This is a genomic window from Streptomyces cyanogenus, from assembly GCF_017526105.1.
In the GTDB taxonomy this organism is placed as follows: Bacteria; Actinomycetota; Actinomycetes; order Streptomycetales; family Streptomycetaceae; genus Streptomyces; species Streptomyces cyanogenus.
In genome coordinates this window covers 2288000-2306970 of the sequence record NZ_CP071839.1, presented here as the reverse complement: position 1 = coordinate 2306970, position 18971 = coordinate 2288000, and the positions used below count along the sequence as shown (strand labels likewise).

The following is an 18971-nucleotide window of genomic DNA, read 5'->3' as shown; positions in this document are numbered from 1 at the left end:
GCCGCCACGGAACCGGGCCTCGGGCGGCCGCGTCCTCCGTTGCATGATCAGTGACCGTGCCAAGGGCGCCCGGGTGATCCGCACCGCCCTGCCCGCCGAGGCCGAGCGGATCGCCGCAGTGCACAGCCGGGCCCGCTCGACCTATTACCCCGACGGCCTCCCGGACGACGGCATCGACTGGACCGCCGCTTGGCGCGGCGCCGTCCAGCGCACCGACGGGCAGGTGCTGTGCGTCGTGGAGGACGGCGCGATCACCGGCATCGCCTCGTTCCGGCCGCCGGAGGACGGCCCCGCCGACACGGTCAAGCTGTACCAGTTCCACGTCGACCCCGACCGCTGGCGCCGCGGCACCGGTACGGCCCTGCACGCTGCCTGCGTCGAGCAGTGGCGTGCCGAGGGCCGGAGCCGGGCCGTCCTCGACGTCCACGTGGACAACCGGCGCGCCCAGGCCTTCTACGCCCGCCAGGGCTGGCTCCCGGACCCCGCGAACCCGCCCGCGGACGACGACCACCACCTCTTCCTGCACTTCGCCGTGCCGCCCCGGGAATGAAACAGCCTGCTTGAACGTTCACGTACCGGTCGGGGACAGTCCCCGCACCCGTACGACCCGGAGAGAGCCGAAGACATGCGCGTCGAGATCTGGAGCGACATCGCCTGCCCCTGGTGCTACGTGGGCAAGGCCCGCTTCGAGAAGGCGCTGGCTGCCTTCCCGCACCGCGACCAGGTCGAGGTGGTGCACCGCTCCTTCGAGCTGGACCCGGGCCGTGCCAAGGGCGACGTCCAGCCGGTCATCACCATGCTGACCAGGAAGTACGGCATGAGCGAGGCACAGGCCGAGGCCGGTGAGGACAACCTGGGCGCCCAGGCCGCCGCCGAGGGCCTGGACTACCGCACCCGGGGCCGCGACCACGGCAACACCTTCGACATGCACCGCCTGCTGCACTTCGCCAAGGAGCACGGCCTGCAGGACCGGCTGATCCAGCTCCTCTACCGGGCGAACTTCGCCGAGGAGCGGTCCCTGTTCACCGAGGGCGACGAACGCCTGGTGGAGCTGGCCGCCGAGGCCGGTCTGGACGCCGAGGCCGCCCGCGCGGTGCTCGCCGACCCGGCCGCGTACGCCGACGAGGTCCGTGCCGACGAGCGCGAGGCCGCCCGGCTCGGCGCCACCGGTGTGCCCTTCTTCGTCCTCGACCGGACGTACGGCGTCTCCGGCGCCCAGCCCGCCGAGGTCTTCACCCGGGCGCTGACCCAGGCCTGGGGCGAGCGCTCCCCGCTGCAGCTCGTCGACCAGAGGGACGCCGCAGCCTGCGGCCCGGACGGGTGCGCGGTGCCGCAGCACGGCTGAAACCGCAGGTGGGAGCGGTCGTATAAGTGCCGCTAAGAGCAACCACGTAAAAGTTCGCAATGGACGGGTAGTTCCCTGGGCCGCAGAGTGGACCCATGGAGACCACGGAGACGTTCGAGAGCCTCGTCCGCGCCGAGTTCAGTCCTGAGAGCAGCTACCTCAACACCGCGAGCAACGGCCTGCTGCCCGCCCGCACCGTCGCCGCCCTCCAGGAGGCGGCGCTGCTGCGGGCCGAGGGCCGGCCGCTGACCCCGCTGTACGAGGACGTGGAGGCGAGCCGGGCCGCGTACGCCCGGCTCGCCGGCGTGCCGGCCGGCCGGGTCGCGGCGGGCGCCTCGGTCGCCGCGCACACCGGCGTGATCGCCGCCTCGCTGCCCGCGGGCGCCGAAGTCCTCACCGCCGAGGACGACTTCACCTCCGTGCTCAACCCCTTCCACGTCCGCGGCGACCTCAAGGTCCGCACGGTCCCGCTGGAGCGGATCGCCGAGTCCGTCCGCCCGGGCACCGCGCTGGTCGCGGTCAGCGCCGCCCAGTCCGCCGACGGGCGGATCGCCGACCTGCCCGCCCTGCGCGAGGCCGCCCACGCCCACGGCGCCCGCACCTACGTCGACTTCTCGCAGGCCGCCGGCTGGCTGCCGATGGACGCGGACGCCTACGACTTCACCGCCGCCGTCACCTTCAAGTGGCTGCTCGGGCCGCACGGCGCGGCCTTCCTCACCGTCCCGGAGGACTTCGGCGGGCTGACCCCGCTGCTCGCGGGCTGGGTCGCGGCGGAGCGGCCGTGGGACAGCTGCTACGGCCCGGTCACCGAACTCGCCCACTCCGCCCGGCGGTTCGACCTCACCCACGCCCTGTTCACCTTCGCGGGGCTGCGGCGCTCGCTGGAGCTGATCGAGGAACTCGGCGTGGACGCCGTGCACGCCCATGACGTCGCCCTCGCCGACCGGTTCCGGGAGGGGCTCGCCGGCCTCGGCCACGAGCCGGTGCCCGCCCCCGGCTCGGCGATCGTCTCCGTCCCCGGACTCGGCTTCCGGCAGCCGGAGCTGAGCGAGGCGGGCATCGAGGTCTCCGACCGCGCCGGCAACCTGCGCGCGGCCTTCCACCTCTACACCACGGCCGCGGACGTGGACCGGCTGCTGGACGCGCTGTCCGGCTGACATGACCGGGCCGGGGCCTCCCGTCCCACACGAGGAGGCCCCGGCCCGGTGTTCGGGGGGCGGCTAGCGCACCGGGGTGAAGTCCCTCGCCCCGATGAACTCCGGCCGGCGCACCGGCGCCGCGAACGGCTCCACCGCCGTGTTCTCCACGCTGTTGAACACGATGAAGACGTTGCTGCGCGGGAACGGCGTGATGTTGTCGCCGGAGCCGTGCATGGCGTTGCAGTCGAACCAGGTCGCAGAGCCGGCCTTGCCGGTGAACAGCCGGATGCCGTACTCGCTCGCCAGCGCGGTCAGCGCCTCGTCCGACGGCGTGCCCGCGTCCTGCATCTGGAGGGACTTCTTGTAGTTGTCCTTCGGCGTGGCGCCGGCACAGCCGAGGAACGTCCTGTGCGAACCGGGCATGATCATCAGGCCGCCGTTGGTGTCGTAATTCTCGGTCAGCGCGATCGAGACGGACACCGTGCGCATGTGGGGCAGGCCGTCCTCGGCGTGCCAGGTCTCGAAGTCCGAGTGCCAGTAGAAGCCGCTCGCGCCGAAGCCCGGCTTGACGTTGATCCGGGACTGGTGGACGTACACGTCCGAACCGAGGATCTGCCGGGCCCGGCCGACCACGCGCGGATCGCGGACCAGCTTCGCGAACACCTCGCTGATCCGGTGCACCTCGAAGACCGAGCGGATCTCCTGGGACTTCGGCTCCACGATGGAGCGCTCGTCGGCGCGGATCGCCGGGTCGGCGACCAGCCGGTCCAGCTCACGCCGGTACACCTCGACCTCGTCCGGGGTGATCAGCTGGTCGACGGCGAGGAAGCCGTCCCGCTCGTAGGCCTGGAGGTCGGTGGCCGAGATGGGGCCCGGGGTGTCCGGGGAGCCCCAGACGACCGGGTCCTGGCGGGGGACGGTCACCTCGCCGGTGCCGCGGGTGGGGTACAGATCGGTGACGATGGCAGTGGTCATCGTGTCTCACACCTCCTCGGGCTCGGTGAGCAGCGGGTAGACGCCGTTCTCGTCGTGGTCCTCCCGGCCGGTGACCGGCGGGTTGAACACGCAGATGCAGTGGAAGTCCTCCTTGACGCGCAGCGTGTGCCGCTCGTGCCCGTCGAGGAGGTACATGGTGCCGGGGGTGATGGTGTAGGTCTTCCCGGCCTCGTGGTCGGTGAGTTCGGCCTCGCCCCGGGTGCAGACGACGGCCTCGATGTGGTTGGCGTACCACATCGACGTCTCGGTCCCGGCGTAGAGAATCGTTTCGTGCAGGGAGAAGCCGACCCGCTCCTTGGCGAGGACGATCCGCTTGCTCTCCCAGGTGCCGGACTTGGCTCTGACGTGCCGGTCGGTGCCTTCGATGTCCTTGAAGGATCGGACGATCATGGGGGTGCGTTTCCTCCTCGCTGTCAGGCGGTTTCCCGGACGGCGCGGGCGAGGACGCTCAGGCCCTCGTCCAGTTCGTCGGGGGTGATGGTGAGGGCGGGCAGCAGCTTGACGACCTCGCCCTCGGGGCCGGACGTCTCGATGAGCAGCCCCAGGTCGAAGGCGCGGCGCGCGACCCGCGAGGCCCGCTCCTTGTCGCGGAACTCCAGCCCCCACACCAGACCGCGGCCGCGGTACTCCTTCACGTCGGCGAGGTTCTCCTCGGTGATCGAGATGAGGGCCTGCTCGATCTGCTCGCCGCGGGTGCGGGTCTGCTTCTCCATGGCGGAGCCGTCGGCCCAGTAGGTCTCCAGGGCGGCGGTGGCGGTGACGAAGGCGGGGTTGTTGCCGCGGAAGGTGCCGTTGTGCTCGCCCGGCTCCCACACGTCCAGTTCGGGCCTGAACAGGCACAGCGACATCGGCAGCCCGTAGCCGCTGATCGACTTCGAGACGGTGACGATGTCCGGGACGATGCCGGCCTCCTCGAAGGAGAAGAAGGCGCCGGTACGGCCGCAGCCCATCTGGATGTCGTCGACGATCAGCAGCATGTCCTGCCGCTCGCACAGCTCCTTCAGCGCGCGCAGCCACTCCGGGCGGGCGACGTTGATGCCGCCCTCGCCCTGGACCGTCTCCACGATCACCGCGGCCGGCCTGTTCAGACCCGACCCCTGGTCCTCCAGCAGCCGTTCGAACCACAGGAAGTCCGGGACCGTGCCGTCGAAGTAGTTGTCGAACGGCATCGGCGTGCCGTGCACCAGCGGGATACCGGCACCGGCCCGCTTGAACGCGTTGCCGGTCACCGCCAGCGACCCCAGGGACATGCCGTGGAAGGCGTTGGTGAACGACACGATCGCCTCGCGCCCCTTCACCTTCCGCGCCAGCTTCAGCGCCGACTCCACCGCGTTGGTGCCCGTCGGACCCGGGAACATGACCTTGTACGGCAGGTCACGCGGACGCAGCACCAGGTCCTGGAACGCCCGCAGGAACGACCGCTTCGCCGTGGTCGACATGTCCAGACCGTGCGTGACGCCGTCCCGCTCCAGATAGTCGATCAACGCCCGTTTGAGCACCGGGTTGTTGTGACCGTAGTTCAGCGATCCGGCACCGGCGAAGAAGTCGAGGTACGCATGACCGTCCTCGTCGTACATCCGGCTGCCCTGCGCACGGTCGAAGACGGTGGGCCAGCCACGGCAGTAGCTGCGCACCTCGGACTCCAGGGTCTCGAAGACGCTCAGGTCGGGCTGGGTGATGGTCACGGTGAATCGCTCCTCAGTGGGCGGTGAAGTCGGTCAGCGGGCCGATGCGGTGGAGGACTTCGGGGTCGTGCGGGCCGTCCGGGAACAGATCGGCGGGGAACAGCACCTCGCGGGTGACCCCGGCGCCGTGCCGCTCGGCGAACGAGGTGAACAGCCGCTCGGAGGCGGTGTTGCCGGGCGTGATGGTGGTTTCCAGCTCGGTGATGCCGCGTTCGGCGATGAGCCGGGCGGTCAGCCCGTCCAGCAGCCTGGCGGCGATGCCGAGGCCCCGGTGCCCGGGGTCGACGGCCACCTGCCAGACGAGCAGGGTGCGGGGGCGGTCCGGTCGCAGGTATCCGGTGACGAAGCCGACCGGCTCCCCGTCCGCACCGCGCGCCACCGCCGAGGTGCCGGCGAAGTCCCGGCACCACAGCACGTAGCTGTAGGAGGAGTTCAGATCGAGGGTTTTCGAGTCCTTGGCGAGACGCCAGAGCGCGGCTCCGTCGGTCGGCGCCGGCCGTTCGATGAGCAGGTCTGCTGGTGCGGCAGTCATGCGGCACGAATTTAGCGAGGCGAATTCGAAAATGCACGGGAGTGGTTGCCGGGATCGCGCAACGGTTCGGCGATATGTCCGGAATACCCCCAGGAAAACTGGTACAAATCACCCTTGCTGTGGACTGTGTCACAGAGAGGAAATCGCCGGAAACCGGCCAGCAAACTTCCCGGTTTAGCTCTGCAAAAAGCGGGCAGAAGAGGACGGGAAGCTACGGTCCGCAGAATTGGCGGAGTTTGTGAAAGTAATTGGAATTCGAGATGCGAAAACGGCCCGCGCGGTGTGCGCGAGCCGTTTTCCGTGTGTTCCCGGTTGACTACCGGTCGCTGTTCACCGCCATGCGTCCTCCACCGCCCGCCGGGCGGCGGCCGGGTCCACCGGCACGCCCTGCTCGGTGAGCGCCGCGCCCAGCGCCGCCAGGGAGTCGCGGACCGCATCCCGCGTCGCGTCGGGGCCGTAGTGGTTGACGCGGATCATCTCCTTCGCCAGGGCACCGCCACCGGCCGCCAGTGGCAGTGCCGGGTCGGTCGCCAGGGCGCGGGCCACCAGATCCGAGGCCACCACCCCGGACGGCACCCGCAGGGTCGTGGCGACGGGCGCGGCCTCCCGCTCCTGGTACACGTACGGCTCCAGCCCCCCGCCCAGTGCCACCGCACCCGCCCGCGCGGCGAGCGCGGCGCTCCGGTGCCGGTCCATCACCGTCTGCAGGCCGGCCGACTCGATCCGCTCCAGGCACGCCTCCAAGGCCAGCATCTCCAGCTGGGCCGGAGCGTGCGGCAGTGCCTTGCGGCCGCCGTCGATCCAGCGCTCCTTCCAGTCCAGCAGCGAGAGGTAGGAGCGGCGCGGGGCGTTCGGGTTGGCGGCCATCCGGGCCCACGCCCGCTCGCTCACCGAGATCGCCGACACCCCCGCCGGGCCGCCCATCGCCTTCTGCGCGCCGATCACGCACAGGTCGACGCCCCACGCATCCGGCAGCACCGGCTCCGCGCCCACCGAGGCCACCGCGTCCAGGTAGAAGAGGGCACCCTGTGCCCGTACCGCCTCGCCGATCTCCGCCACCGGGTTGGTGTTGCCGGTGGCCGCCTCTGCGTGCACCAGCGACACGAAGTCGATCTCCGGGTGCTCGGCGAACGCCTCCCGGATCTGCTCGGCGGTCACCGCCGTGTGGAAGGGGACGCAGAGGTCGTGCACCGTGGCGCCGGCGTCGCGCAGCCAGTCGCCGAAGGTCTGGCCGTACGGGCCGGTGATCACGTTCAGGGCCACGGTGCCCGGACCGGCCGCCGCGCGGATCGCGCCCTCCAGCGGCAGCAGCGCCTCGCCCTGCGTGATCAGCACGTCCTGCCGGGTGTCCAGCAGCCGGGCCACCCCGTCCTCGATGGCGGCGAAGCGCTCGGCGCCGAGCGGGGGCAGGTCGAGGAAGGGGTGGGTCACGGCGGTGCTCTCTTCGCTCTCGGCGGGTCGACTCCACCGATCTTAGGTCGAAAGGCCTCGTGGCCATCGGTTTGATTTGAGAGACTCAAACCCTTCCTTTCAGAAGCCTCAGTTCCCCCACAGGAGATCTCCCCCATGAAAACGCTCGCAGGGCGCCGGACCCGCCTCCTGGCCGCCACCACCGCGACCGCCGCACTCGTGCTCGTCGCGGCCGGCTGCTCCTCCAGCGACTCGGGGAGCGGCAAGACCACCGTCAAGGGCGTCCACCTCGCCAAGGCCGGTCAGCTGACCACCTGCACCCACCTGCCCTACCCGCCGTTCCAGTCGGAGATCAACGGCAAGGTGCAGGGCTTCGACGTCTCCCTGATCGACCTCGTCGCCAAGGACCTCGGCGTCAAGCAGCAGATCCTCGACACGCCCTTCGAGAACTTCAAGACCGGCGCCTTCCTGAACTCCGGCGAGTGCGACCTGGCCGCCGCCGGCATGACCATCACCGCCGAGCGCAAGAAGAACGTCGACTTCTCCGACCCCTACTTCGAGGCCACCCAGGCCGTCCTGGTCGACAAGAGCAGCGGTATCGACTCGCTCGCCGACGTCAAGGCCAAGGGCAAGAAGCTCGGCGCCCAGGCCCAGACCACCGGCGAGGACTACGTCAAGAGCAAGGGCTACGACCCGATCTCCTTCGAGTCCTCCGACGCCGTCCTCAACGGCCTGCGCACCGGCCAGGTCCAGGCCGTCGTCATCGACTACCCGGTCGTCCAGGGCTGGCTGAAGGACAAGGCCAACGCGGACAAGTTCAAGGTCGTCGACAACCTCAAGACCGGTGAGCAGTACGGCTTCACCGTCAAGAAGGGCAACAAGGCGCTGCTCGACGCCATCAACAAGGCCCTCAAGGACGCCAAGGCCGACGGCACCTACAAGAAGATCTACGAGCAGTGGATCGGCCCGTACAACCCGTCCGCGGCCTCCCCCGCCGCCTCATGACCGAGACGGACGTACGACTGCAACCGAAGAAAAAGGGCCTGACCCGGCGCCAGAAGCGCAGCATCTCGCGGGGTGTGCAGTACGCCGTCTTCGTCGCCGCCGTGATCGCCTTCGCGGTCACGGCGGACTGGGACCGGCTGCAGAACCAGTTCGCCCAGGCCGACATCGCCCGGCAGATGTTCCCGGACGTCATCACGCTGGCGCTGAAGAACACCGTGCTCTACACGCTGTCCGGCTTCGTCGTCGGCCTCGTCCTCGGCATGGTCATCGCGCTGATGCGGCTGTCCTCCGTCGGCCCGTACCGCTGGCTGGCGGGCGTCTACATCGAGATCTTCCGCGGCCTGCCCGCCCTGCTGATCTTCATCTTCGTCGGGGTGGCCGTCCCGCTCGCCTTCCCGGGCACGGAGATCCCGGGCGGCACCTACGGCAAGGTCGCCATCGCGCTCGGTCTGGTCTCGGCCGCCTACATGGCGGAGACCATCCGGGCCGGCATCCAGGCGGTGCCCAAGGGACAGATGGAGGCGGCGCGTTCGCTGGGCTTCTCGCCCGCGAAGGCCATGGTCTCCATCATCGTCCCGCAGGCCTTCCGGATCATCCTGCCGCCGCTCACCAACGAACTCGTCCTGCTGTTCAAGGACTCCTCGCTGGTGCTCTTCCTCGGCGTCACCCTGGAGGAGCGGGAACTGTCCAAGTTCGGCCGTGACCTCGCCAGTACGACCGCCAACTCCACGCCGATCCTGGTCGCGGGCCTGTGCTACCTGCTGGTCACCATCCCGCTCAGCTTCGTCGTCCGCCGTATGGAATCCAAGGCCCAGGAGGCGATCCGGTGAGCCGCCCGGAGATCGAGGTCCGCGGACTGCACAAGTCCTTCGGCGACAACGAGGTGCTGCGCGGCATCGACCTGGAGATCGGCCAGGGCGAGGTCGTCTGCGTCATCGGCCCCTCCGGCTCCGGCAAGTCGACGCTGCTGCGCTGCGTGAACCTGCTGGAGGAGCCCACCAAGGGCCAGGTCTTCGTCGGCGGCACCGAGGTGACCGACCCCGATGTCGACATCGACGCCGTACGCCGCCGTATCGGCATGGTCTTCCAGCAGTTCAACCTCTTCCCGCACCTGAACGTCACCGAGAACCTCACGCTGCCCCAGCGCCGGGTCCTCGGGCGGGACAAGGCGACGGCCGCGTGCGTCGCCGCCGAGAACCTCGCCCGCGTCGGCCTCTCCGAGAAGGCGGACGCCTACCCGTCCTCCCTCTCCGGCGGCCAGCAGCAGCGCGTCGCCATCGCCCGCGCGCTCGCCATGGGCCCCGAGGTGATGCTCTTCGACGAGCCGACCTCCGCGCTCGACCCGGAGCTGGTCGGTGACGTCCTCGCCGTCATGCGCAGGCTCGCGCAGGAGGGCATGACGATGATGGTCGTCACCCACGAGATGACCTTCGCCCGCGAGGTCGCCGACCGGGTCGTCTTCATGGACGGCGGCGTGATCGTCGAGGACGGCAGCCCCGCCCGGGTGATCGGCGACCCGCAGCACGAGCGCACCCGGCACTTCCTGTCCCGCCTGCTCGACCCGGCGATGGCCGAGGTCGAGGAGGAGACCTCCGACCAGGTGGGGAAGTCCGAGTCGTAGCTCGTTAAGGTGCGTGCATGAGCGATGGCGCGGTGCTGCACCTGAGGGGCCGGGTTCTGGCGGGGCCCGAGGACGTCCGGGACGAGCTGTGGGTGGTCGGCGGGCGGATCTCCTACGACCGCCCCGCCGGCGCCCGCGACATCACCACGGTCGAGGGCTGGGCGCTGCCCGGCCTGGTCGACGCGCACTGCCACGTGGGCCTGGGCGCCGAGGGCCCGGTCGACGCGGACACCGCCGAGAAGCAGGCGCTCACCGACCGCGGGACGGGCACCCTGCTGATCCGCGACGCGGGCTCGCCCTCGGACACCCGCTGGATCGACGACCGGGACGACCTGCCGAAGATCATCCGGGCCGGCCGGCACATCGCCCGCACCCGCCGCTACATCCGCAACTACGCCTGGGAGATCGAGCCGGACGACCTCGTCGCCTACGTCGGCCAGGAGGCCCGGCGCGGCGACGGCTGGGTCAAGCTGGTCGGCGACTGGATCGACCGCGACCTCGGCGACCTCGCCCCCTGCTGGCCGCGCGAGGCGGTGGAGGCGGCCATCGCCGAGGCCCACCGGCTCGGCGCCCGCGTCACCGCGCACTGCTTCGCCGAGAACTCCCTGCGCGACCTGGTCGAGGCGGGCATCGACTGCATCGAGCACGCGACCGGCCTCACCGAGGACCTGATCCCGCTGTTCGCCGAGCGGGGCGTCGCGATCGTCCCCACCCTCGTCAACATCGCCACCTTCCCCCGGCTCGCCGACGGCGGCGACAAGAGGTTCCCGCGCTGGTCCGCGCACATGCGCCGGCTGCACGAGCGGCGCTACGACACCGTCCGTGCCGCCTACGACGCCGGCATCCCGGTCTTCGTCGGCACGGACGCCGGCGGCTCGCTCGCCCACGGCCTGGTCGCCGAGGAGGTCGCCGAACTGGTCACCGCCGGCATCCCGCCGGTCGACGCCCTCGCCGCCACCAGCTGGGCCGCCCGCAGGTGGCTCGGCCGGCCCGGACTGGAGGAGGGCGCCCCGGCCGACCTCGTGGTGTACGAGGCCGATCCCCGCGCCGACGTGCGGGTGCTGGCGGCGCCGCGGCGGGTGGTGCTGAACGGGCGTGTCGTCGAGTAGACGTGCCCGTGATGCCGCCGTTTCGAATGACCGTGCGGGAAATCCACGTTTGGGTGAAGTAATCCTGGAACGCTCTCGGTTCACCCACACCGGGGACAAGGTTGACGGGTCCCAAGCCTGTTCCGTCTGGGGGGCCCACCGCCTTGAACCGCAACAACTTCCGCATGCCCGCACGCCGTCTCGCCGCGCTCGCGACGGCCACCGCCCTCACCGCGGCGCCCGCGGTCCTGGGCGCGGGCACCGCGCACGCGACCGGCGACCACGGTCGCGCCACCGCCGTCGTCCTGCGCACCGGGCTCGACGTGTCCCTGCTCGACAAGACCGTGAACGTCCCGCTCAGGGTCTCCCTCAACGAGGTCCGGGCACCGCAGAACGCCGACCGGACGGCGCTGTCCGCCCGGCTCGACGGCGTGAACGGCGGCAGGCCGTTCACCGTCTTCCAGGCGGACGTCGCCGAGGCCGGAGCCACGGTGACCGGGCAGCGGGCCGAGGGCTCGGTCCGGGTCGCCCACGCGCGGCTTCACCTGCCCGGCCTGCCCCTGCTGTCCCTGATCGAGGCCGACACGGTGACCGCCAAGGCGACCTGTGAGGCCGGCAAGGCCCCCACCGCCGCAGCGAACGTCCTCGGCGCCGTCACCGTCCTCGGCAAGCGCGTCACCCTCACCGCCGGCGGTCCGGCGGAGGTGAAGGTGCCCGGCGTCGGCGAGGTCCGCCTCGATCTCTCCCAGCGGCGCACCACGACCCGTACGGCCGCCGCGACCGCCCTCGAACTGAAGGTCTCCGTCAACCCCCTGAAGCTCAACGTGGCCGAGGTCGAGGGCACGGTCACCCTGGCCAAGGCCACCTGCGAGTCCCCGATGGCCACCCCCACCGGCAAGCCGGTGCCGAGCCACGACCCGGCCGCCGGCCCCAGCCCCCAGGGCGGCGCCGCCGAGCCCGGCCTCGCGGAGACCGGCGGCAGCTCGGCGACCCCGTACGTCGCGGGCGGCGCGCTGGCACTGCTGCTGGTCGGCGGGGGAGCGGTGACGGTGGCCCGCCGCAGGAGGAACTGACGCCTGCCGCTCCCCGTCCCGGCCCTCACCCCGGACAGGGAGCGGTGTCGCGGCCCGCTCGGAGGGTGGCCGCCCGCCGGGACAGCTGGTCCAGCAGGGTCTTGGCGTAACCGGGGCCTCGGTGTCGGCCGGCCGTCCTGCCACGCGGTGAAGTCTCCAGGTGCGGGACGGCGTGCCGGCCGCGCCGGCGTAGCCGACGAACGCCACCGGTTTCGCCGTCCACCGGGTGAAGTGCCAGGCGAGGGAAGCCCCCTGCGGCCTCGACCGCTCTCGGCCGGAAGCCCCCGGGGGCCTCGGTCTTGCATCCGACGGTTGCCGGGGCCTTCGTCTCTCAGCCGGGCGGGGCGGGCGGAGTCAGTGCGGCCGACAGGGCTTTCAGGAAGGCGTTCGCTGTCGAGCGGTCCCGCACGGCCACGCGTACCCAGTCCGCGCCGAGGCCCGGGAAGGTGTCCCCCCGCCGCACCGCGTAGCCGAGAGCCCGCAACCGTCGCCGTACCTCGGCCGCATCCGGTATACGGACCAGCACGAACGGCCCCTCCGCCGGCTCCACCACCCGCACTCCGCGAGCGGCGAACGCGGCCAGCCCGGCCACCAGGTGCGCCCGGTCCCCGGCGATGCGGTGCGCCGCGTGCCCCGCCTCGGCCAGTGCCCGCGGCGCCACGCAGGCCCGCGCCGCGGCCAGCGCCGGCGTGGACACCGGCCACAGCGGCTGGGCCCGCTCCAGCTCGGCGATGGTCTCGGGCGCGGCCAGCACGTACCCGATGCGCAGGCCGGCCAGCCCCCAGGTCTTGGTGAGGCTGCGCAGCACGACGAGTCCCGGCACCTCGGTCCGCCCGGCCAGCGCCTCCCGCTCACCCGGCACCGCGTCCATGAACGCCTCGTCCACCACCAGCGTCCGCCCTGGCCGGGCGAGCCGGACGAGCATCTCCGCCGGATGCAGCACGGACGTCGGATTGGTGGGATTGCCGATCACCACCAGGTCGGCGTCCTCCGGCACCGCCGCCGGGTCCAGCCGGAACCCGTCCGCCTCCCGCAGCAGCACCCGGTCCACGGTGTGCCCGGCATCCCGCAGCGCGGCCTCCGGCTCCGTGAACTGCGGATGCACGACGACCGGGCGGCGTACCTTCAGCGCACGGGCGAGCAGCACGAACGCCTCCGCCGCCCCCGCCGTCAGCAGCACCCGCTCCACCGGCAGCCCGTGCCGGGCCGCCACCGCCGCCCGCGCGGCCCGCCCGTCCGGATAGGCCGCGAGGGAGGACAGGGAGCCGGCGATCTCCTCCCGCAACCACGCCGGAGGCGTGTCCGCGCGGACGTTGACGGCGAGGTCGACCAACGCGGCCCCGTCGTCCCGCACTTCGGCGTCCCCGTGATGCCGCAGATCGTGCCCGGACCCGCCGGTCGCTTCAGTGCGCATGGCTGTGCGAGTGCCCCCCGTGATGGTGGTGCCCGTGCCCGTGATGGTGGTCGTCGTCGTCCGGGTGGAAGTGCGGCTGCTGCGGCAGGCCCACCTTGTCCGCGAAGCCCGGCAGCGCGATCCGGTACACGCACGAGTCGCAGTTCATGCGCAGATCACCCTTGACGGCCTCCTCGTACCGTTCCATCACCAGGTCCAGCAGCTCCGGCTCGGGCCCGATGACGTCGGCCGACCGCACGTCGATCTCCGGGTGCGCGGCGGCCCAGTCCTCGGTCTGCTGCCGCACCCGGTCCGGCAGGATGCCGGTGAACAGGAAGTACGGCAGCACCACGACCCGCTTCGCGCCCAGCGCGGCGCACCGGTCCAGGCCGCTCGGCACGTCCGGCGCCGCCAGCGACACGAACGCCGTCTCCACCCCGGCGTACCCGCGGCCCTCCCACAGCAGCCGCGCCGCCTTGAACACCTCGGCGTTGGCGTCGGGGTCGGTCGAGCCGCGCCCGACCAGCAGCACGGTCGCCTCCGAGCGGTCCGTGCCGCCCAGCGCCTCGTCCAGCCGCCGCTCCAGCACGCTCAGCAGCGCCGGGTGCGGGCCCAGCGGGCGGCCGTAGGTGTACGAGATGCCCGGGTGCCGTTCCTTCTCCCGGGCCAGCGCGGCCGGGATGTCACCCTTGGCGTGCCCGGCGGAGACGAGCATCAGCGGCACGGCGGCGAACCGGCGTACGCCCTGCTCGACCAGCTCGGTGACGGCCTCGCCCAGCGGCGGCGGGGACAGTTCGATGAAGCCGCCGGCGACGGGCAGCCCGGGGTGGCGGCGCCCCAGCTCCCGGACGAAGTCGCGGAACGCCTCGGCTCCGGCGTCGTCACGGGTGCCGTGTCCGGCGATGAGCAGGGCGGGCGGGGTGGTCACGAGGTCTCCTCAGACGAAACGGACGGGTACGGCGGGTACGGCGGGGACGGCGGGCCGGGGAGGGTCCGGGTCACCGGGCCTCCTCCCGGGTGCTCTCCTGCCAGCGGTAGCCGCGCGGGGTCACCATGCGCCCCGCGACGGTCCGGGTCGCGGTGTTGCCCACGGTGACGACCGTCATCATGTCGACGGTCGCCGGGTCGAGTCCGGCGAGCGTGGTGACCCGGCTGGACTCGTCCGGCCGGGAGGCGTTGCGGACGACACCGACGGGCGTGGCCGGTGCGCGGTGCTCGGCGAGGATCGCGAGGGCCTTGGGCAGCTGCCAGTCGCGGCCCCGGGAGCGCGGGTTGTAGAAGGTGACGACGAGGTCCGCCTCGGCCGCCGCGCGCACCCGGCGCTCGATGACCTCCCACGGCGTGTGCAGGTCGGACAGGCTGATGGACACGTGGTCGTGGCCCAGCGGCGCGCCGAGGATCGCCCCGGCGGCCAGCGCTGCCGTCACCCCGGGCACCCCGACCACGTCGATGTCGTCGGACGCCTCGGCGAGCGCCGGCGAGGCCATGGCGTACACGCCCGCGTCCCCGCTGCCGATCAGCGCCACCGCCAGCCCCTTGCGGGCCTCCGCGACCGCCGTACGGGCCCGCTCCTCCTCCGCGCCGAGCCCCGACTCCAGCACCCGGGTGCCGGGCCGCAGCAGATCGCGGATCTGGTCCACGTACTGGTCGAGCCCGACCAGCACCGAGGCCCGCCGCAGCTCGGCCGCCGCACGCGGGGTGAGCAGGTCCCGGGCGCCCGGCCCGAGCCCGACCACCGCGAGCCGCCCGCGCCCCGGCCGCCGCGCCACGGCACACGTCGCCATCGCCGGCTGCCCGTCGGCACGCTCGGACTTCCGCTTGGGCACGAGGAGTTCACCGCCGCGCACCAGGGCGGCGGCCTCGGCGACCGAAGGGGTGCCGACGGCCGCGAGCGGCGCCGCGGACGGGTTCGGCACCGCCACGCCCGCCAGCTCCTCGGCCGAGTACGTCACCAGGGGCACCCCGAGCCGCTCGGCGGCCGCCACGACGCCGGGCTCCCCGGCCTTGGCGTCCACGGTGGCCAGCTCGCCGACCGACCGCGGCGACAGCCCCGCCTCCCGCAGCGCCTCCTCGACCAGGGCGAGGATCTCCTCGGCCGGCGCGCCCTTCGACGCGCCGACGCCGACCACCAGCGACGGCGGCCTGAGCAGCACCTCCCGCTCGCCGGGCGTCACGGCCCGGTCGGTGAGCCGGATCGTGTACGGCCCCTGTGGCGCGAGCGGCAGCGGCGGCAGCGGCCACGCCACCTCCGCCTCCAGGGCGACCGGTTCGCCGTCCAGCAGCGCCCGGGAGACCACGGCGACCGCACCCTCGTACGGCAGCCCGAGCGTGTCCAGACCCGGCAGTCCCGCGGAGTCCGTCGCGGTCGTCACCACCGGCTCGGCACCCAGCAACTCCCCGACCTCGCGGGCGAGTTCGTTGGCCCCGCCGCCGTGCCCGCCGACCAGCGACACCGCGAACCGGCCGCCCTCGTCCACGCAGACCACGCCCGGGTCGGCCGCCTTGTCACCGAGCAGCGGCGCGAGCAGCCGTACCACCGCGCCCGTCGCCAGGAAGCACACCAGCTGCTCGCACTCCGCGAACGCGGCCCGTACGGCCTCCCCGACGGGACCCTCGTACACGCGCGTCCGGTCCGGCCAGGCCGCGGCCAGCCGGTCCCGCGCCGCCGCGCCCGCCGCCGTGGCGGAAATGAGGCCGATCACTGGGCAACTCCTTCTCTAGACGCCGGGGTGCGCACGCCCCACAGCAGGAACACAGGATTGGTGGCCGCCAGCCGGGTCACGTCCCCGGGCAGCGGCGCCAGCCGCGAGGACTGCAACAGCACGCCGTCACAGGCGAACCCGGCGCCGGTGAGCGCCTCGCGCGCCGCCGGCACCCGGTCGAGGGCGGCCATGGCGACGACCACGGTCCGCCGGGCCCGCCGGGCGCACGCGCCGACGACGGCGGGCAGGTCGCGCCCCCCACCGCCGACGAACACGGCGTCCGGATCGTCCAGCCCCGCCAGGGCGGAGGGTGCCGAGCCCTGCACCACCCGCACGTCCACGCCGTGGGCGTCCGCGTTGGCGCGGATCCGCGCGACCCCGTCCGGGGCCTTCTCGACGGCGACGACGGCCGCACCGAGCCGCGCGCACTCCACCGCGACCGAGCCCGACCCGGCGCCCACGTCCCACACCAGGTCGCCCAGGCGTGGCCCCAGCCGGGCCAGGGCCAGTGCCCGCACCTCGAACTTGGTGATCATCGAGTCCCGGTGTGCGAACCGGTCCTCGTCCAGGGCCCAGCCGGCGGGACCGGCCGGCGCCCCCGCGACCGTACGGACTCCGCTGAGGGCCCGGGTCTCGTCGAGGCACAGCACCACGCTGACGTCCGGGCCCCAGTCCCGGGCGGCGGCCTCGGCGGGCGTGACCCACTCGACCCGCTCCCGAGCGGATCCGAGGGCGGAGGCGACGACGAGCACCCGCCCGCCGGGTGCGCGCGCCGGCGCGATCACCGGCTCGGCGGGCCCGGCCACGGGCGCGGATCCCGGTCCGGCCGACGCGGCCCCCGGCGCGCACGGGTCGGTCAGCAGCGCCGCCCCCAGTTCCGCGGGGCCCGCTCCCGGTCCCGTCAGCACCGCCACCTTCGGCCGGGCCCGGCACACGTTGACCGCCGTACGCAGCTCCCGGCCGTGCGCGCTGACCACGACCGCGTCGTCCCACGGCAGCCCGATCCGCGCGAAGGCGGTCGCCACCGAGGACACCCCCGGCCGTACGTCCAGCAGCCCCGGCCCGAACCGCTCGGCCAGTACCCGCACGATCCCGAAGAACCCCGGGTCACCGGAGGCCAGCACGACGACCCGGCTCGCCTTCTCCAGGTGCCGTTCGACGACGTCCAGCGCCGGCGCCAGCGGACCGAGCACGACCCGCTCGGCACCCTCCGGCAGCCGTAGCGCGTCCAGGTGCCGGCGGCCGCCGACGACCAGTGCGGCACCCGCCAGGACGTCCTCGGCGACGGGCGTACCCGTCCCCGTACCGACGACCGTGATCAACTCTTCGCCCTCTGCTCGCGCAGCGCCCGCCGCGCCTGCGGGTCCGCCTTGCGGTAGCCGTGGAAGTGACCCGGGTGGTACAGGTGCGAGCGCGTCCCGCGGGCGTCCAGTGCCGGGCCCACCAGGAACAGGGTGTGCTTCCAGAGCTTGTGCTCCTTGACCGTCTCCTCCAGCGTGCCCACCGTGCACTTCACGATCAGTTCCTCCGGCCAGGTCGCCTGGTAGGCGATGACCACCGGGGTGTCCGTCGGATAACCGCCCTCCAGCAGCTCGCGCACCAGCTGTCCGCTGCGCGCCGCCGACAGGAAGACCGCCATCGTGGTGCCGTGGCGGGCGAACTCGCGCACCTCCTCGCCGGGCGGCATCGGCGTCTTGCCGCCGCCCAGCCGGGTCAGCACCACGGACTGCGCGACCTCGGGAATCGTCAGCTCGCGCCGGGCGAGCGCGGCCACCGCGGAGAAGGACGACACACCCGGGACGACCTCGGTCGCGATGCCGATCTCGTGGCAGCGGTCCAGCTGCTCCTGCGTGCCGCCCCACAGGGCCGGATCGCCGGAGTGGATCCGGGCGACCCTCAGGCCCTCCTCGAACGCACGTCGGTACACGGCGACGACGTCCTCCAGGGACATGGTCGCCGAGTCCAGGATCTCGGCGTCCTCGCGAGCGTGTTCGAGGACCTCCGCCTGGACCAGGCTCGCGGCCCAGATCACCACGTCGGCCTCGGCGATGGCCCGTGCGGCACGGAACGTCAGCAGATCGGCGGCGCCGGGGCCGGCACCGACGAAGGTCACCTTGCCGGTGGGGGCTTCGGCCATGGGAATCGGTCCTCTCCTACGAGTACTGCGGTTGTTGCTGTCGGAGGTGCGGGAACGCGGGTCCATCCGATAGCAAGGGCCTATGGCGGTCTTCGTCGCGCTCGGCGCGTTCCTGATGACGCTGGCCGGCGGCTGGACGGCACAGCGCGTGACCGACCGCCGCCACCTGGTCCTGGGCCTGGCCGGCGGGCTGATGCTCGGCGTGGTCGGCCTGGACCTGCTGCCGGAGGCGTTGCGCGCGGCCGACCGCGAGGTCTTCGGCGTGCCCGCCGCCCTGCTGCTGTTCGTGGCCGGGTTCCTGTTCGCCCATCTGGTCGAGCGCACCCTGGCCGCCCGTCAGGCGGCGCACGGCGGCGCCGAGGGGCGCAACCACCACCGGGCGCCCGAGGTGGGCCTGGCCGCGGCCGGCGCGATGGTCGGGCACAGCGCGATGGACGGCGTGGCGATGGGCGCGGCCTTCCAGGTGGGCGGCGGCATGGGCACGGCCGTCGCGCTCGCCGTGATCGCCCACGACTTCGCGGACGGCTTCAACACCTTCACCCTGACCAGCCTGTACGGCAACGCGCGCCGCCGGGCCGTCGCCATGCTGGTCGCGGACGCCTGCGCACCCGTGCTGGGGGCGCTGTCCACGGCCTTCTTCCACATCCCCGAACCGGTGCTCGGCGGCTATCTGGGTCTCTTCGGCGGTGTGCTGCTCTACCTCGCCGCCGCGGAGATCCTGCCCGAGGCCCACCACGAGCACCCGGCCCGCTCCACCCTGCTGTGCACGGTGGCCGGCGTCGCGTTCATCTGGCTGGTGGTCGGCATCTCCGGCTGAACCGGCTCCACCAGGTGAACCGGCTCGA

19 protein-coding genes are annotated in these 18971 nt (G+C 72.7%); 9 read left to right on the top strand and 10 right to left on the bottom strand.

Translation table 11 applies throughout. From position 1 onward, the window contains the following. Positions 1–43 precede the first annotated feature (43 nt). The 3 genes from S1361_RS10275 to S1361_RS10265 all read left to right on the top strand — a co-directional run bounded on the left by S1361_RS10275 (position 44) and on the right by S1361_RS10265 (position 2502). On the top strand, positions 44–550 hold the full coding sequence (locus S1361_RS10275; protein WP_208031537.1) for a GNAT family N-acetyltransferase: 507 nt from the start codon (positions 44–46) through the stop codon (positions 548–550). 75 nt (positions 551–625) lie between these two features. Beyond that, positions 626–1345, top strand: coding sequence for a DsbA family oxidoreductase (locus S1361_RS10270; protein ID WP_208031536.1), 720 nt, complete (start codon positions 626–628; stop codon positions 1343–1345). A 95-nt stretch (positions 1346–1440) separates the two neighbouring features. After that, a complete protein-coding gene (locus S1361_RS10265; RefSeq protein WP_208031535.1) occupies positions 1441–2502 on the top strand; it encodes an aminotransferase class V-fold PLP-dependent enzyme in 1062 nt (353 codons plus the stop codon). Between the two features lie 63 nt (positions 2503–2565). Here S1361_RS10265 and thpD read toward each other — a convergent pair whose 3' ends face one another. The 5 genes from thpD to S1361_RS10240 form a co-directional block, all read right to left on the bottom strand. Next, positions 2566–3459 carry an ectoine hydroxylase gene (gene thpD / locus S1361_RS10260; RefSeq protein ID WP_208031534.1) on the bottom strand — a complete coding sequence of 298 codons (894 nt, stop codon included), beginning with the start codon at positions 3457–3459 and terminating at the stop codon, positions 2566–2568. 6 nt (positions 3460–3465) lie between these two features. Continuing rightward, the gene (locus tag S1361_RS10255) at positions 3466–3870 is read right to left on the bottom strand and encodes an ectoine synthase (RefSeq protein ID WP_208031533.1); all 405 of its coding nucleotides are present in this window, start codon (positions 3868–3870) and stop codon (positions 3466–3468) included. A gap of 23 nt (positions 3871–3893) precedes the next feature. Further along, complete coding sequence (gene ectB, locus S1361_RS10250) at positions 3894–5165, bottom strand: diaminobutyrate--2-oxoglutarate transaminase (RefSeq protein WP_208031532.1); 1272 nt, start codon at positions 5163–5165, stop codon at positions 3894–3896. A 13-nt stretch (positions 5166–5178) separates the two neighbouring features. Next, positions 5179–5697 carry a diaminobutyrate acetyltransferase gene (gene ectA / locus S1361_RS10245; protein WP_208031531.1) on the bottom strand — a complete coding sequence of 173 codons (519 nt, stop codon included), beginning with the start codon at positions 5695–5697 and terminating at the stop codon, positions 5179–5181. Between the two features lie 330 nt (positions 5698–6027). Beyond that, positions 6028–7128: a pyridoxal-phosphate-dependent aminotransferase family protein gene (locus S1361_RS10240; RefSeq protein WP_208031530.1), complete on the bottom strand. Its 1101-nt coding sequence runs from the start codon at positions 7126–7128 to the stop codon at positions 6028–6030. A gap of 135 nt (positions 7129–7263) precedes the next feature. Here S1361_RS10240 and S1361_RS10235 point away from each other — a divergent pair, with 135 nt between their 5' ends. The 5 genes from S1361_RS10235 to S1361_RS10215 all read left to right on the top strand — a co-directional run bounded on the left by S1361_RS10235 (position 7264) and on the right by S1361_RS10215 (position 11894). Beyond that, on the top strand, positions 7264–8112 hold the full coding sequence (locus S1361_RS10235) for a transporter substrate-binding domain-containing protein (protein ID WP_208031529.1): 849 nt from the start codon (positions 7264–7266) through the stop codon (positions 8110–8112). Continuing rightward, positions 8109–8942: an amino acid ABC transporter permease gene (locus S1361_RS10230; protein WP_208031528.1), complete on the top strand. Its 834-nt coding sequence runs from the start codon at positions 8109–8111 to the stop codon at positions 8940–8942. The genes S1361_RS10235 and S1361_RS10230 overlap by 4 nt, the downstream gene beginning before the upstream one ends. Next, a complete protein-coding gene (locus S1361_RS10225; protein WP_208031527.1) occupies positions 8939–9733 on the top strand; it encodes an amino acid ABC transporter ATP-binding protein in 795 nt (264 codons plus the stop codon). The genes S1361_RS10230 and S1361_RS10225 overlap by 4 nt, the downstream gene beginning before the upstream one ends. Positions 9734–9750: 17 nt before the next feature. Then, positions 9751–10842 (top strand): amidohydrolase family protein, encoded by a 1092-nt coding sequence (locus tag S1361_RS10220; protein ID WP_208031526.1) that lies wholly within the window; start codon positions 9751–9753, stop codon positions 10840–10842. A 143-nt stretch (positions 10843–10985) separates the two neighbouring features. Further along, complete coding sequence (locus S1361_RS10215) at positions 10986–11894, top strand: SCO1860 family LAETG-anchored protein (RefSeq protein WP_208031525.1); 909 nt, start codon at positions 10986–10988, stop codon at positions 11892–11894. 331 nt (positions 11895–12225) lie between these two features. Here S1361_RS10215 and cobC read toward each other — a convergent pair whose 3' ends face one another. From cobC to cobM, 5 genes are all read right to left on the bottom strand, one after another. After that, on the bottom strand, positions 12226–13308 hold the full coding sequence (gene cobC / locus S1361_RS10210) for an Rv2231c family histidinol phosphate aminotransferase CobC (RefSeq protein ID WP_208031524.1): 1083 nt from the start codon (positions 13306–13308) through the stop codon (positions 12226–12228). Continuing rightward, positions 13298–14215, bottom strand: coding sequence for a sirohydrochlorin chelatase (locus S1361_RS10205; protein ID WP_208031523.1), 918 nt, complete (start codon positions 14213–14215; stop codon positions 13298–13300). Before S1361_RS10205 ends, cobC begins: the two co-directional genes overlap by 11 nt. A 70-nt stretch (positions 14216–14285) precedes the next feature. Then, complete coding sequence (gene cobJ, locus S1361_RS10200) at positions 14286–15989, bottom strand: precorrin-3B C(17)-methyltransferase (RefSeq protein ID WP_208031522.1); 1704 nt, start codon at positions 15987–15989, stop codon at positions 14286–14288. Continuing rightward, a complete protein-coding gene (gene cbiE, locus S1361_RS10195) occupies positions 15986–17311 on the bottom strand; it encodes a precorrin-6y C5,15-methyltransferase (decarboxylating) subunit CbiE (RefSeq protein ID WP_208031521.1) in 1326 nt (441 codons plus the stop codon). Before cbiE ends, cobJ begins: the two co-directional genes overlap by 4 nt. After that, entirely contained in the window at positions 17308–18126 is an 819-nt protein-coding gene (cobM, locus tag S1361_RS10190; protein ID WP_208031520.1) for a precorrin-4 C(11)-methyltransferase, read from the bottom strand. Before cobM ends, cbiE begins: the two co-directional genes overlap by 4 nt. Positions 18127–18208: 82 nt before the next feature. Between cobM and S1361_RS10185 the strand changes: the two genes are divergently transcribed. After that, positions 18209–18943, top strand: coding sequence for a ZIP family metal transporter (locus tag S1361_RS10185; protein WP_208031519.1), 735 nt, complete (start codon positions 18209–18211; stop codon positions 18941–18943). The last annotated feature ends 28 nt before the right edge of the window (positions 18944–18971 follow it).

What these genes read in the sequence shown, in the direction of transcription:
- S1361_RS10275 (WP_208031537.1), top strand. Translation starts at nt 44, where the DNA reads ATGATCAGTGACCGTGCCAAGGGCGCCCGGGTGATCCGCACCGCCCTG.
- S1361_RS10235 (WP_208031529.1), top strand. Translation starts at nt 7,264, where the DNA reads ATGAAAACGCTCGCAGGGCGCCGGACCCGCCTCCTGGCCGCCACCACC.
- ectA (WP_208031531.1), bottom strand. Translation starts at nt 5,697, where the DNA reads ATGACTGCCGCACCAGCAGACCTGCTCATCGAACGGCCGGCGCCGACC.
- thpD (WP_208031534.1), bottom strand. Translation starts at nt 3,459, where the DNA reads ATGACCACTGCCATCGTCACCGATCTGTACCCCACCCGCGGCACCGGC.
- cobC (WP_208031524.1), bottom strand. Translation starts at nt 13,308, where the DNA reads ATGCGCACTGAAGCGACCGGCGGGTCCGGGCACGATCTGCGGCATCAC.
- S1361_RS10220 (WP_208031526.1), top strand. Translation starts at nt 9,751, where the DNA reads ATGAGCGATGGCGCGGTGCTGCACCTGAGGGGCCGGGTTCTGGCGGGG.
- S1361_RS10270 (WP_208031536.1), top strand. Translation starts at nt 626, where the DNA reads ATGCGCGTCGAGATCTGGAGCGACATCGCCTGCCCCTGGTGCTACGTG.
- S1361_RS10230 (WP_208031528.1), top strand. Translation starts at nt 8,109, where the DNA reads ATGACCGAGACGGACGTACGACTGCAACCGAAGAAAAAGGGCCTGACC.
- cobM (WP_208031520.1), bottom strand. Translation starts at nt 18,126, where the DNA reads ATGGCCGAAGCCCCCACCGGCAAGGTGACCTTCGTCGGTGCCGGCCCC.
- S1361_RS10255 (WP_208031533.1), bottom strand. Translation starts at nt 3,870, where the DNA reads ATGATCGTCCGATCCTTCAAGGACATCGAAGGCACCGACCGGCACGTC.
- S1361_RS10185 (WP_208031519.1), top strand. Translation starts at nt 18,209, where the DNA reads ATGGCGGTCTTCGTCGCGCTCGGCGCGTTCCTGATGACGCTGGCCGGC.
- S1361_RS10265 (WP_208031535.1), top strand. Translation starts at nt 1,441, where the DNA reads ATGGAGACCACGGAGACGTTCGAGAGCCTCGTCCGCGCCGAGTTCAGT.